General features: G+C 60.8%; 12 protein-coding genes. 4 read left to right on the forward strand and 8 right to left on the reverse strand.

The features are described 5' to 3' along the window. Positions 1–25 precede the first annotated feature (25 nt). Positions 26–463 (reverse strand): RNA polymerase-binding protein DksA, encoded by a 438-nt coding sequence (dksA, locus tag MHM37_RS12055; protein WP_139527987.1) that lies wholly within the window; start codon positions 461–463, stop codon positions 26–28. 186 nt (positions 464–649) lie between these two features. On the opposite strand from dksA, the gene MHM37_RS12060 reads away from it, so the two are divergent. Both MHM37_RS12060 and sfsA read left to right on the forward strand, forming a co-directional pair. Beyond that, positions 650–1,810, forward strand: coding sequence for an aminotransferase class I/II-fold pyridoxal phosphate-dependent enzyme (locus tag MHM37_RS12060; protein ID WP_239286465.1), 1,161 nt, complete (start codon positions 650–652; stop codon positions 1,808–1,810). Further along, on the forward strand, positions 1,807–2,535 hold the full coding sequence (sfsA, locus tag MHM37_RS12065) for a DNA/RNA nuclease SfsA (protein ID WP_139527989.1): 729 nt from the start codon (positions 1,807–1,809) through the stop codon (positions 2,533–2,535). Before MHM37_RS12060 ends, sfsA begins: the two co-directional genes overlap by 4 nt. Here sfsA and MHM37_RS12070 read toward each other — a convergent pair. From MHM37_RS12070 to MHM37_RS12095, 6 genes are all read right to left on the reverse strand, one after another. After that, the gene (locus tag MHM37_RS12070; RefSeq protein WP_139527990.1) at positions 2,532–2,993 is read right to left on the reverse strand and encodes a DUF4426 domain-containing protein; all 462 of its coding nucleotides are present in this window, start codon (positions 2,991–2,993) and stop codon (positions 2,532–2,534) included. The two genes, sfsA and MHM37_RS12070, sit on opposite strands and share 4 nt — an antisense overlap. A 36-nt stretch (positions 2,994–3,029) precedes the next feature. Next, positions 3,030–3,626 (reverse strand): methionine biosynthesis protein MetW, encoded by a 597-nt coding sequence (gene metW / locus MHM37_RS12075; RefSeq protein ID WP_139527991.1) that lies wholly within the window; start codon positions 3,624–3,626, stop codon positions 3,030–3,032. After that, positions 3,626–4,822: a homoserine O-acetyltransferase gene (locus tag MHM37_RS12080; RefSeq protein ID WP_139527992.1), complete on the reverse strand. Its 1,197-nt coding sequence runs from the start codon at positions 4,820–4,822 to the stop codon at positions 3,626–3,628. Before MHM37_RS12080 ends, metW begins: the two co-directional genes overlap by 1 nt. Positions 4,823–4,896: 74 nt before the next feature. Then, entirely contained in the window at positions 4,897–5,490 is a 594-nt protein-coding gene (locus tag MHM37_RS12085) for a YggT family protein (protein ID WP_153843143.1), read from the reverse strand. A gap of 60 nt (positions 5,491–5,550) precedes the next feature. After that, positions 5,551–6,378 (reverse strand): pyrroline-5-carboxylate reductase, encoded by an 828-nt coding sequence (proC, locus tag MHM37_RS12090; protein WP_239296747.1) that lies wholly within the window; start codon positions 6,376–6,378, stop codon positions 5,551–5,553. Positions 6,379–6,450: 72 nt separating this feature from the next. After that, a complete protein-coding gene (locus MHM37_RS12095) occupies positions 6,451–7,149 on the reverse strand; it encodes a YggS family pyridoxal phosphate-dependent enzyme (protein ID WP_239296746.1) in 699 nt (232 codons plus the stop codon). Positions 7,150–7,182: 33 nt separating this feature from the next. Between MHM37_RS12095 and MHM37_RS12100 the strand changes: the two genes are divergently transcribed. Beyond that, on the forward strand, positions 7,183–8,226 hold the full coding sequence (locus MHM37_RS12100) for a type IV pilus twitching motility protein PilT (RefSeq protein WP_153843140.1): 1,044 nt from the start codon (positions 7,183–7,185) through the stop codon (positions 8,224–8,226). A 66-nt stretch (positions 8,227–8,292) separates the two neighbouring features. Here the strand turns inward: MHM37_RS12100 and MHM37_RS12105 are convergent, their stop codons facing one another. Beyond that, a complete protein-coding gene (locus MHM37_RS12105; protein WP_239296795.1) occupies positions 8,293–9,435 on the reverse strand; it encodes an anhydro-N-acetylmuramic acid kinase in 1,143 nt (380 codons plus the stop codon). Between the two features lie 116 nt (positions 9,436–9,551). Here MHM37_RS12105 and tyrS point away from each other — a divergent pair, with 116 nt between their 5' ends. Then, on the forward strand, positions 9,552–10,751 hold the full coding sequence (tyrS, locus tag MHM37_RS12110; RefSeq protein ID WP_239296745.1) for a tyrosine--tRNA ligase: 1,200 nt from the start codon (positions 9,552–9,554) through the stop codon (positions 10,749–10,751). The last annotated feature ends 176 nt before the right edge of the window (positions 10,752–10,927 follow it).

Below are 10,927 nucleotides of genomic sequence, written 5' to 3' on the forward strand. Positions count from 1 at the left end.
CCATCTTAGCAGGATGGCAGGGTGCTCAACCGCCCAGCTGTTTCTCTTTTAGCTCGGCCAAGGTTTTGCAGTCGACGCACAGTGTGGCCGTGGGCCGTGCTTCCAGGCGGCGAATACCGATTTCCACGCCGCAGGCTTCGCAAAAACCGTAGTCGTCATCATCGATCTTTTCGATGGTTTCGTTGATTTTCTTCAGCAGCTTGCGCTCGCGGTCCCGGGTACGCAGTTCCAGGCTAAAGCCCTCTTCCTGCGTGGCGCGGTCAGCGGGGTCGGCATAGTTGTTAGCATCTTCCTGCAGGTGGCGTACGGTACGATCCACCTCTTCCATGAGGTCCTGTTTCCAGTCCAGAAGCAGCTGGCGGAAGTGCGCGAGCTGCTTCTCGTTCATATACTCTTCACCCGGTGCCGGCTCATACGGTGTGAAGGACTTGGACGCTTCCGGTTTCTTTTCCGCTACTGGCATGGGAGTGCCCCTTACGTATGTGACTGCTGATCGACCATGAGCGTGTGCCACGATCTCACGCCAAAGGGATGCTTGTTTAGCTGAAAATTGCGCGCGATGCAAGCATAATAGTGCGCTTTCGACCATGGTCCCACATCTTGTACGACCTGCGTCATGGTTTAACTACTGCTAGGTGAAGGAGCCGTTATGGCCTGGAATTCGCGTGTCGATCACGTTGCGCCTTTTCGCGTAATGCACTTATTGGAAATGGCTCAGGCGCGTGAAGCGGCAGGCCATGACGTGATTCACCTGGAAGTGGGCGAACCGGATTTCGCAACGCCCGCCCCGATCGTCGCCGCCGGGCAGCAGGCGCTGGCCAGCGGCAGAACACGCTACACCCCCGCCGCCGGTTTAGCGTCGCTGCGCGAGGCCATTGCCGGGCACTACGCCGAGCACTTCAACGCCACGGTTGACCCCGCCCGTATTCTGGTCACCCCCGGTGCGTCTGGCGCACTGCTGCTGGCCAGCCAGCTGCTTGTCGAAAATGGTGATCGAGTGCTAATGGCTGACCCAAACTATCCGTGTAACCGCCACTTCATGGCGCTGGCAGGGGCCGAGGTCGACGCCGTGTCGGTAGGGCGTGATAGCGGCTGGCAGCTCACCGCACCGCTGATCGAGCAGCACTGGCAGGCCAAGACGCGTATAGCCATGCTGGCAAGCCCCTCCAACCCGACCGGGCATACGCTGGATGCCCCGGCGCTCGCCAAGGTGATCGACACCGTGGCTGCCAAGGGTGGCGACGTCATCGTCGACGAGATCTACCAGGGGCTGAATTACGATGACGCGCCGCTGTCGGCCACGTCATTGTCAGATGACGCTTTTGTGGTGAACAGCTTCTCCAAGTACTTCGGCATGACCGGCTGGCGCTTGGGTTGGCTGGTGGCGCCAGAGCAGGCCGTCGAGCCGCTGACCCGGCTGGCGCAAAACGTCTTTCTCGCCGCACCGACGCCCTCCCAGCACGCGGCGCTGGCGGCGTTTACTCCCGAGTGCCGGGATATTCTGGAAACCCGTCGCGCTACTCTCAAACAGCGTCGCCAAGTACTACTGGATGGCTTGGCCGAGCTAGGGTTAGCGCCGGATTTGCCGCCTCAGGGGGCGTTCTATCTCTGGCTGGATATCTCCCGCTACAGCCGTGACAGCCAAGCCTTCTGCGAGCGCCTGCTCGTGGAGGAGAATGTCGCCATCACCCCGGGGATCGATTTTGCCGTACAGGGCGGCGAGCATCATGTGCGCATCGCCTTCACTAACGACGTGGCACGGCTGCAGGAGGCCGTAGTGCGCATTGCGCGCTTCGTGAGCCGCTTATGATGACCTATCCCTCACTGGTGTCCGGCACGCTGCTGCGGCGCTACAAGCGCTTTCTAGCCGATGTACGCCTGGACAGCGGGGAGGACGTGGTGGCCCACTGCCCGAATACGGGCTCGATGAAGGCGGTCAACGTACCCGGCTGCCGGGTATGGCTCTCGCCTAGCGACAACCCCAAACGCAAGCTGGCCTGGACCTGGGAGTGGATTGCACTGCCTCAGCCTGAGGGGGGGACGGCGCTGGCATCGGTGCATACGGGGCGCGCAAACCGCTGGGTTGAAAGTGCCATCACGGCGGGGGATATCCCGCCGCTGGCGGACTATCGAACGTTAAAGCGTGAAGTGAAGGTCGGCGAAGCGCGGCTCGATTTTCGTTTGGATGACCCTGAGAAGGGCGCCGCCTACGTGGAGGTCAAACAGGTCACGCTGAAAGAGGCGGATGGGCACGGCTACTTTCCCGACTCCGTGAGCGCACGGGGCACCAAACATTTAGCCACGCTGGCGGCGCTTGCCCAGCAGGGCGAGCGGGCGGTGCTGCTATTCTGCGTGGCGCACGAGGGGATTGCGGACGTGGCACCGGCGGCGCATATCGACGCCACCTACGCGGCGGCGCTCAGTGATGCGGTGCAAGCGGGGGTCGAAGTACTGGCGTATGGCGTGACGATGACGTGGCAGCAAAGCGTACCGATAGCGGCCCGCCTGACGCGGGCACTACCGGTACGGGTTTAGCGCTCGATATAGAAACGCTGAATGAAGCTCACCGGCTCGGAATTTTCATTGCGGTCGTAGCGCACGTCGAGATGGAAGCGCATTGGCTCGTCGTGGCGCAGTGTAAACGTGGCAAGGTGGTAGGTGGCATCGCCATCGTGCACGGTGCGAAAACTGAGCGGTTCGCGGGTGTCGGTCAAGTCGCTCACATAGCCGCCCACGCTGGCATTCACCGGTCGCGTGGTGCCATCCGGCTGGCGCTCGCGCACGCTGACGTTGACCAGGCCGTGCCCGATACTGCGCTGGATGCTGTTCGCCTGCGCCACTTCTGGCGTTAGAAAGCGCGTTTCGATGGCGTTGTAATGGATCTCGTAGTCGCCCACTTGCACCATTTGCTCTGCCGCTGCCTGGGTGGCGCTGAGCAGCGTGCCAAGTAGCACCATCAACAGTGGAAAGCGTCGCAGTGTCGCGATAGCCATAGCGTGTCTCCTCTCATGGGTGAGGTAAAGGCCGTCTTAGGCGCGTCGGCGTACCCGGAAAATGGCGATTTCACCAAACAGGTTAGGCCACCACTTCGAGGTCCAGTGCCCCTTGTGGTCGCCCACTCCTACGGCACGGTCGACGATCACCAACCCTTTCTCTTTACATAGGTGCTCGAAGTCGTTGAACGTCGAGAGGTGAATGTTAGGGGTGTCGTACCACGCGTGGGGCAGCGATTTCGATACCGGCATATAGCCGCGCAGCCCCAGGTGAATGCGGTGACGCCAGTAGGCGAAGTTGGGGAAGGTGATGATCCCCTCCTCGGCGACCCGCAGCATTTCATCGAGCATCTTATCCGGGCGGCGCAGCGCCTGCAGCGCCTGGGTCATGATCACCTGATCGTAGCTATTGTCGCAGAAGCTACCCAGGCCGTCGTCCAGGTTGTGCTCGATGACGTTGACGCCGCGCGCCACGCACTGGGTAATGCCGTCCGGGTCGATCTCCAACCCGTAACCCGTCACGCCTTTCTCTTTAGCCAACCGCTCTAGCAGGACGCCGTCGCCGCAGGCGAGGTCAAGGACGTGTGCGTCTTGGGGAACCCAGTCGTAAATCAGTTCGAGATCTGTGCGCATTAGCGTGTTTCCTCCGCGTCGGCGGCATCGAGGTGCTGCTCTCGAGCGACGCGGCCCATGAAGGCACTGAACAGCGCTTGATAGCGCGGCTCGGGCAGTAAGAAGGCATCGTGCCCGTGGGGCGACTCGATATTGGCGTAGCTGACTGATTTACCCGCGCGGGTAAGGGCGTCCACTAGCTCTCGAGAGCGCGACGGCGGGAAGCGCCAATCGGTGGTAAAGCTGACGATCAAAAAAGGACACTGCGCCGGAGCCAGGGCGCAGGCGAGATCGCCGTCGCAGCTGGCCGCCGGGTCGAAGTAGTCCAGCGCTTTGGTCATCAGCAGGTAGGTGTTGGCATCGAAGGCGGTCGAGAAAGTGTCGCCCTGGTAGCGCAAGTACGACTCCACCTGAAACTCGACGTCGAAGCCAAAGTTCAAGTCGTCGCTGCGCAGGTCACGGCCAAACTTGCTGCCCATGGCGTCTTCGGAAAGATAGGTGATATGACCTACCATGCGGGCCAGTTTCAGTCCTCGCTTGGGCACGGTGTCGTGCTCGGCGTACCAGCCGTCGAAGAACTCGGGATCCGAGCGAATCGCCTGCCGGGCGACCTCGTTGAAGGCGATGTTTTGCGCCGACAGGCGGGGTGTGGCGGCGATGACGACGGCATTGGCAACGCGTTCGGGGTAAGTGATCGTCCACTGCAGCACCTGCATACCGCCCAAACTGCCCCCCACGGCCGCGGCCCAGCGCTCGATGCCCAAGTGGTCGGCGAGTCGTGCTTGGCTAGTGACCCAGTCACTCACCGTCACTACGGGGAAGTCGGGTCCCCACTGACGGCCGGTATCCGGGTTATGGCTTACCGGGCCGGTACTGCCGTGGCAGCCGCCCAGGTTGTTCAGCGACACCACGAAAAAGCGGTTGGTGTCGATGGATTTGCCTGGACCGATATGGGCATCCCACCAGCCGGGTTTGCGGTCTTCGGCGGTGTGGTAGCCTGCCGCGTGGTGGTGCCCCGATAGCGCGTGGCAAATCAGCACCGCATTCGAGCGTTCGGCGTTCAGCGTGCCGTAGGTCTCATAGATCAGTTCGTACTCCGATAGCGTCTTGCCGCAGGCAAGCGGCAGCGGCGTATCGAATTTCACCACCTGGGGCGTTACGAGGCCAACGGAGTCCGCTGGCCGGTCGTCATAAGCAAGAGTGTCTGAATCAGGCATCGAAAGCACTAGTCCTGCAAAAATAGGTCACTGCCAAAAGTGAGCTCGGGGCGTTAGTCGAGTCGATAGGGCCGTTATAGCCCTACGAGGGCACCCGAGATGCCTGCTGCGCGAATCAGCGAACCCACGACGATGCCGTCCACCAGGTTGATGGCGATGAAGACCACGATCGGCGAGAGATCGATCATGCCCAGCGGCGGGATCACCTTCCTCACCGGTGCCATGATCGGCTCGACCAGTTGCATCACCAGCAGCGCGCCGGGGTGGCTCGCGTTCGGGGCGACCCAGCTCAGGATGATCATCACGATCATGGCAAAGAAATAGATCTTCAAAATGGCGTTGGCCAGCGCGGCCACTCCAGCAATCAGTAGCCCTGCAATGGGCGGCATGCCCACGCCAATCACCATGAAGATGGCGACCATGCTGACGACTTTCAGCACGAAACCGGCCGCCAGAGTGGCAAGGTCAAAGCGACCGGCGACTGGCCCTAAAAAGCCTTGGAATAGCCCGACGACAGGCTGAGTGATTTTGACCACCGACTGGCTGAGCGGGTTGTAGTAATCCGCCCGCGATGCTTGCAGCAAAAAACGCAGCATCAACAGAAACAGATAAATATTGATCAGCGAGTTCACCAGCATTAACCCGGCGCTGCCTAATTGACTTCCCATTGCGGCTTCTCCTCGAAAATAGCGTTTGGCATCGTTCACGGCCTATTGGCGGCGTGCGACTCAGGCGTTACCGCTTAGCTCTTTGGACATGGCGTCGGCGCGCTCGGCGCAGGCGTTCATAGCGTCGGCGATGATCGTGCGCAGGTTCGCCTCTTCCATATGATGAATGGCACGCTCGGTGGTGCCGCCCGGTGACATGACGTTCTGTTTCAGCGTGGCCGGGTCTTTGTCACTGCGCTGGGCCATGGTGGAGGCGCCCAAGGCGGTTTGAATGGCCAAGCGGCGAGCGGTATCGGCAGGCAGACCGAGCTTCACGGCGGCCTCTTCCATGGCTTCGAACATCAAAAAGAAATAGGCCGGTGCGCTGCCGGACACGGCGGTCACGGCGTCCAGCAGGCGCTCTTCGTCGACCCATTCGACGATCCCAACGGCTTCCATCAGCTGCGTGGCCAGCGTGCGCTGGGCGTCACTGACCGCCGCGTTGGCGTAGAGGCCGCTGGCGCCGATGCCGACCAGCGACGGGGTGTTGGGCATGCAGCGCACCAGGGCGTTACCGCCACCCAGCCACTGATCGATGGTGCCGGCATCCAGCCCCGCCGCAATGGACATCACCAGCGGCGCCTGTTGCTGGACGCTGTCACGCAGCGCTTCGCAAACGCTGCGCATGATCTGCGGTTTGACCGCCAGAACGACCACGTCCGCCCCGCTGACGGCGGCGCTATTGTCGGTGTGGGTATGAATACCCAGGCGCGCTTTCAGCGGAGCCAGTTCGCTGTCGTTGGGGGCCGTGGCGGTGATATCGCTGGGTGAGACACCGCTTTCGATCAGGCCGCCGATAATGGCGCTGGCCATGTTGCCCGCGCCAATGAAGGTGATCTTGCTCGCCATGGGGGTATCCTTTTTCGCAAATGGCTGCGTCGTGCAGCGTGTGTAGTAAGCCGTGTGTGGTTCGAGCCGCCGTTAGCCCCGGGCGCCAAAAATGGCGGTGCCTAAACGTACCAGCGTGGCGCCCTCTAAAACAGCCGCTTCCAAATCGTCACTCATGCCCATCGATAGCGTATCCAGCGGCGCATCGGGCAGTGCCGCTTTGAGCTCATCCAATAGCTGGCGCAGCGCTGCCAGCGGCTGGCGCTGTGCCTCTAGCGTCGCCGCTGGGGCGGGAATCGCCATCAGCCCGCGCAGGGCTAAGCCGGGTAGCGCGGCAATGTCTCGAGCCAAAGCCAAGGCATCTTCCGGCAGCACGCCGGACTTCGTGGCCTCGCGGCTAATGTTGACCTGCAGGCAGACGTTCAGCGGCGGTAGCGCTGCTGGGCGCTGTTCGCTCAAACGTTTGGCAATTTTCAAACGATCCACGCTGTGTACCCAGGCAAACTGCTCGGCCACGGCACGGGTCTTGTTCGATTGCAGCGGGCCAATGAAGTGCCACACGATGCCGTCAAGATCCTCGAGCGCCACCTGTTTATCCAGTGCCTCCTGCAGGTAGTTTTCACCAAACTCGCGCTGGCCGTGCTGCCACGCTTCGTGCAGCATGTCGGCGGGCTTGGTCTTGCTCACCGCTAACAGAGTAGCGCTGGTGGGCGAGCGCCCTGCCTCTTCAAGCGCTCGTCGCAGGCGTTCACGCGCAGAGGCCAGTGACTCGGGAAGCGCGTTGTCTGTCATACTCAAGCACCTTACCGCAGCTGGGAAAGAGAGATGGATATTACCGAACTGCTGGCATTCTCGGCAAAGCAGAATGCGTCCGACCTGCACCTTTCGGCGGGATTGCCGCCCATGATACGTGTTGATGGCGATATTCGTCGGCTTAATGTGCCCGCCATGGAGAACGACGACGTGCGGCGGCTGATCTACGACATCATGAACGATCGGCAGCGTCGCGACTACGAAGAGCACCTAGAAGCGGACTTTTCCTTCGAAGTGCCGGGCGTGGCGCGCTTTAGGGTCAATGCCTTCAACCAGGCACGCGGGGCGGGGGCCGTCTTTCGTACCATTCCCAACAAGGTGCTTTCCATGGACGCCTTGGGCATGGGAGAGGTGTTTCAACGCCTGTCGATGCTGCCCAGGGGCTTGGTGCTAGTGACCGGGCCGACGGGGTCGGGCAAAAGCACGACCCTGGCGGCAATGATCGACTACATCAACGATCACCGCTTCGAGCATATCCTGACCATCGAAGACCCGGTGGAGTTTGTGCACACCAGCAAGCGCTGCCTGATCAACCAGCGAGAGGTTCATCGCGATACCCATAGCTTTTCGGGGGCGTTACGTAGCGCGCTGCGCGAAGATCCGGACGTGATTTTGGTCGGCGAGCTTCGTGATCTCGAAACGATCCGCCTGGCGCTGACCGCGGCTGAAACGGGACACTTGGTATTTGGGACGCTGCACACCACCTCTGCGGCGAAAACCATTGACAGGATCATCGATGTGTTTCCCGGCGATGAGAAATCCATGGTGCGCTCGATGCTCTCCGAATCGCTCCAGGCGGTCGTTTCGCAAACGTTGCTGAAACGCCAGGGTGGCGGACGCGTGGCAGCCCACGAGATCCTGATCGCCACGTCGGCGGTTCGTAATCTGATCCGTGAAGATAAAGTGGCACAGATCTACTCGGCCATTCAGACTGGCGGCGCCCTGGGGATGCAGACACTCAATGCGTCGCTCGCCAAGTTGGTCAAGGAGGGCGTGGTGAGTATGGACGACGCCCAGGCACGCGCAAAAGGCACGCTGACGTTAAAAGACGAGTAACCGCAGCGGGAGGGTAGTGCGATGGGTGAGCTACCCAGCGGTGCACCGATAAATGTGTAGGCGCCGCTAGGGAGCGTAAATGCCGCCGAGCACCCTCGGGCCGCTAGCGCCAGTCACGGAAGGCAAATTGCCGGGTAACCCGTGAAGCCGCTGATGGGCGAGCCAGGCAAAGGCTCCTGCTTCGATCCAATCTTCCGGCCAGCCCAGCGTGGCGGGGGAGAGCAGCGTCACCTTGGGTAGATGCGCTGCTAACCTTTCCATCAAATAGGCATTATGAGCACCGCCGCCACCCACCAGCAGCGTGGCGCTGGACTGGCTTAGCGGCAGTTGGGCCACCCCTTGCGCAACGCTCACCGCCGTCAGTTCGGCCAGCGTTGCCTGGACGTCGCTTGGAGCTTCGTTGCCGGTGAGGTGGTCGTTCAACCACGCTAAGTGAAATAGCTCGCGTCCAGTACTGCGTGGCGGCGGCTGGTGAAAAAAGGGTTCTTTAAGCAGGCTGGCGAGCAGCGATTGGTCGACCTGACCGCTGGCCGCCCACGTGCCGTTCTCATCGAATCGTCCAGTGTGATGCTTGGCAAACCAGGCATCGAGCAGCACGTTAGCCGGTCCAGTATCGAAGCCCACCACGGCGCGCTCTTGATCCTGGGGGAGCCAGGTGAGATTGGCAAAGCCGCCCAGGTTGAGCACGAGCTTTTCGCCTGGCCGCTGCCCAAATAGCGCTTGGTGGAAAGCGGGTGCTAAAGGCGCTGCTTGTCCACCAGCGGCGAGATCCCGTCGGCGAAAGTCGGCGACGACCGTGCATCCCGTCAATTCGGCTAGCAGGCTTGGGTTATCCAGCTGCAGCGTATAGGCCGGGCCGCCCTGATGGCCTTGGGGCGCGTGCTCTATCGTCTGACCGTGGCTGCCAATCGCCGTAATCTGAGCCGCGGCGAGCCCTTGGTTCGTTAATAGTGCCGTGACGGCCTGGGCCTGGAGGCGGCAAAAAGCATCCTCGGCGGCGGCCAGCTCGGCAAAGCTCGCGGAGGGTGTGTGGCATAGGTGCAAGAGCTGCGTATGCAGCCTATCGGGCATGGCAACGGCGGCCGTGGCTATGAGTATGGGCGGCGTGCCGGGAGTGAGTGACACCAAGGCGGCATCGATGCCGTCCAAGCTGGTGCCTGACATGAGCCCGATATAGTAGGCCGTCGATGTGGCGGTAGAGGTTTTCATCATGCGTGTCGTCCAAAACGGGAGGAAGGCTCAACCAAGGCGGTGGAGCGTGATAACATCGCCCACTATCGATCATTTAAACGCCTTTAACGGCACATAGTACATGGAGAGAGGCAATGAGTGAGGTGGATCAGGCGTTAGCGCTGCTGTCGCGGGGGACGCATGAAATCCTGGTAGAAGACGAGCTGCGCAAAAAGCTCGCGTCCGGTCGTAAACTGCGTATCAAGGCAGGGTTCGATCCGACGGCACCTGATCTGCACCTGGGGCACAGCGTACTGCTGACCAAAATGCGCCAGTTCCAAGAGCTTGGCCACACCGTCATCTTTTTGATTGGTGACTTCACTGGCCGCATTGGCGATCCGACCGGTAAAAACGTCACTCGTAAGCCATTGACGGAAGCGGATGTCAAAGCGAACGCGGAAACCTACAAAGAGCAGGTGTTCAAGATCCTCGATCCGGAAAAGACCGAGGTGCGCTTCAACGCCGAATGGTTTGGCGAGCTAAGTGCCGCCAAGATGATCGAGCTGGCCGCGCAAAGCACCGTCGCCCGGATGCTGGAGCGCGACGACTTTGAAAAGCGCTATAAAGCCAACCAATCCATCGCCATTCATGAATTCCTCTATCCGCTCGTACAGGGGTACGACTCGGTCGCACTGGAGGCCGACGTGGAGTTGGGCGGTACCGACCAGAAATTCAATCTGCTCATGGGGCGCGAGATTCAGAAGCACTTCGGGCAAGAGCCCCAGGTGGTCATTACCATGCCGCTGCTGGAAGGTTTGGACGGCGTGCAGAAAATGTCAAAGTCGCTTGGCAACTACGTCGGCGTGGATGAAGCACCGGGCTCCATGTTCAATAAACTGGTCTCCATGCCCGACAGCTTGATGTGGCGTTACTTCGAACTGCTCTCGCTCAAATCGAACGAAGAGCTCGACGCGCTAAAGCAAAGTGTCGAGCAGGGCGCCAACCCGCGCGATGTGAAAATGGAACTGGCCCGCGAGCTGATCGCCCGCTATCACGGCGACGAGGCAGCGGCCAATGCGCACAAGTCGGCGGGTAACCAGCTGGCCGATGGTGAGCTGCCGGAAGATCTGCCGGAAGTGAAGGTAGACTTCGAAGACAGCGAGCAAGCGCCCATCGCCGCTGTTCTGAATCGCTCCGGCCTGACAAAGAACAGTGCCCAGGCCAAGGACATGCTGAAAAATGGCAGCGTCAAGGTCGATGGCGAGGTCGTTGCTCAGGACACCATGCTGGCCACCGGTAAGGTGTACGTCATCCAGGCAGGCAAGAAGCGTTACGCCCGTGTGACGCTTGCTTGAACTTTTTGAAAACTTTTTCACATTAGCCCTTGCCAACCCGGCATAGAATCCGTAAAGTACGCATCCGCTGCCGGGGACGCCCAGCGTTACCAGCGGTGATGAGGTTGAAAAACCTCTTGTTTGTCAGGAAGTTAGAGCTCTGTGGTAGGTTGGTCAGATCGCTCGCTTCGCCCGCT

The organism is Halomonas sp. MMH1-48 (assembly GCF_022348105.1).
In the GTDB taxonomy this organism is placed as follows: Bacteria; Pseudomonadota; Gammaproteobacteria; order Pseudomonadales; family Halomonadaceae; genus Vreelandella; species Vreelandella piezotolerans.

Coding starts and splice junctions, on each gene's coding strand:
- dksA (WP_139527987.1), bottom strand. CDS start 463: ATGCCAGTAGCGGAAAAGAAACCGGAAGCGTCCAAGTCCTTCACACCG.
- MHM37_RS12060 (WP_239286465.1), top strand. CDS start 650: ATGGCCTGGAATTCGCGTGTCGATCACGTTGCGCCTTTTCGCGTAATG.
- sfsA (WP_139527989.1), top strand. CDS start 1,807: ATGATGACCTATCCCTCACTGGTGTCCGGCACGCTGCTGCGGCGCTAC.
- MHM37_RS12070 (WP_139527990.1), bottom strand. CDS start 2,993: ATGGCTATCGCGACACTGCGACGCTTTCCACTGTTGATGGTGCTACTT.
- metW (WP_139527991.1), bottom strand. CDS start 3,626: ATGCGCACAGATCTCGAACTGATTTACGACTGGGTTCCCCAAGACGCA.
- MHM37_RS12080 (WP_139527992.1), bottom strand. CDS start 4,822: ATGCCTGATTCAGACACTCTTGCTTATGACGACCGGCCAGCGGACTCC.
- MHM37_RS12085 (WP_153843143.1), bottom strand. CDS start 5,490: ATGGGAAGTCAATTAGGCAGCGCCGGGTTAATGCTGGTGAACTCGCTG.
- proC (WP_239296747.1), bottom strand. CDS start 6,378: ATGGCGAGCAAGATCACCTTCATTGGCGCGGGCAACATGGCCAGCGCC.
- MHM37_RS12095 (WP_239296746.1), bottom strand. CDS start 7,149: ATGACAGACAACGCGCTTCCCGAGTCACTGGCCTCTGCGCGTGAACGC.
- MHM37_RS12100 (WP_153843140.1), top strand. CDS start 7,183: ATGGATATTACCGAACTGCTGGCATTCTCGGCAAAGCAGAATGCGTCC.
- MHM37_RS12105 (WP_239296795.1), bottom strand. CDS start 9,435: ATGAAAACCTCTACCGCCACATCGACGGCCTACTATATCGGGCTCATG.
- tyrS (WP_239296745.1), top strand. CDS start 9,552: ATGAGTGAGGTGGATCAGGCGTTAGCGCTGCTGTCGCGGGGGACGCAT.